Consider the following 1,396-nt stretch of genomic DNA (forward strand, 5'->3'; position numbering starts at 1 on the left):
GGCTACGCGATGCGTTGCGTCACGTGGCGGATTGTCCGGCAGAGACCCATATGGAATGCCCAAAGTTCAGGCGCCTCATGGAGTTTGCGTCACGTTCCGTCGCCACTCAAAAGCGATGAAAGCGTCTGCGTAACCTGACAGCAGGCGCCATACAACAGGCGGGTCTATTAATGCAATTCGACGAATTGAACATACGGGCTCGGAGTAATCATGTGCACAATTTCGATCTCGTCCAAGCTTGCCTCGGCTGATGCGAAGACCTTAGCCCCAAGCATCGGTCTTGTTCGCCTCTTAATGAACAGGTGGTCCTGTTCGACAATATTGTTCAGGTACTTCCGTCTGACCATCTCTATTGGTATCGGGCAATCAAAACCCTTGAGCATTCTGTTGATTGCTTTGATACCCGCAGTGTTTGTGCTGCTTTTGCCGATGACAATCTTTCGTGGGAGGCCGTTGACCTCCAGCATCTTGGCGAAGAACTTTGTGGCGACCTGTTTGCTGCGACGTTCTGAAAGCTTGAATTCGAGCGTTTTGGCCTGCTTGGGCTTCCACATATAGCGTGATAGCTAGTAAATGCTCGGCCATAGGCGCAAATCTGTTAATCTGAGGCTGCGCCAGAAGAATAGTAGAATGCAATCGCTTGCGCCCTGTTTTTAACCGAGAGCTTTTCATAGATGTTGCTCAGGTGAAATTTGACGGTATTTGTCGAGATTTGCAGGTCCTTCGAAAGTTCACGATTGGACAGGCCCTTGGCCAACGCTTCAAGGATGACGCGCTCTTTACGAGACAGGCTGTGAATTGGATCCTGCTGCATTTTCCGAACATCGATGAACGGAAAAACCATCTTGCCTCGGGCAACATCCGAACAAGTTTCCAGCAAAACATCGACCTCACCTGACCGGGATGCGAACCCCGCAGCTCCTGCCTGCATAGCAAGGCGCGGCACGTCTCCGGCATCGTCTCCATATACGACGAAACGGGGCGCGTTCTCCTGTTCCCGCAGAACCTCGATCAATTTGGCGGCGCCCAAGACCGGCAAATTCCAGGCGATCACGCAGACCTTGACCGGAACTCTCATAACCGCGCCCAAGAAGCCTTCGGCGGTTGCTGATGTTGCCACCAGAGAGAATCGTGGATCACGCTCGAAAATCTCGGACATGGCCGACAATACCAGTGGATTGTTGTCGGCAAGCATAACGTTAATCGGTTGCTGTGAAGGCTCTGCCATTGATTTTACACCCAAAAACCCCAAAACCTACCCGTAAGAATAGGTACTAATTTGGTATACCGCGGTATTTCTGCCAAAACGGGTAGTTTTTTTCTAATCCTATTAGAAGTCCCAAAGCAGTAGTAAGTTACGTTGCGTCGTAAGACAAGGCCGCGTTTTCTATTCGGC

At 50.9% G+C, this 1,396-nt stretch carries 2 protein-coding genes; both read right to left on the minus strand.

Annotated elements, in window-relative coordinates; all coding sequences use genetic code 11:
* Positions 1-167 precede the first annotated feature (167 nt).
* Positions 168-554: a DDE-type integrase/transposase/recombinase gene (locus GOX21_RS21405; protein ID WP_302476834.1), complete on the minus strand. Its 387-nt coding sequence runs from the start codon at positions 552-554 to the stop codon at positions 168-170.
* A gap of 44 nt (positions 555-598) precedes the next feature.
* Positions 599-1,228, minus strand: coding sequence for a response regulator transcription factor (locus GOX21_RS21410; protein ID WP_254428658.1), 630 nt, complete (start codon positions 1,226-1,228; stop codon positions 599-601).
* Positions 1,229-1,396 lie beyond the last annotated feature (168 nt).

Source organism: Ruegeria atlantica, assembly GCF_013032005.1.
Taxonomy (GTDB): domain Bacteria; phylum Pseudomonadota; class Alphaproteobacteria; order Rhodobacterales; family Rhodobacteraceae; genus Ruegeria; species Ruegeria atlantica_A.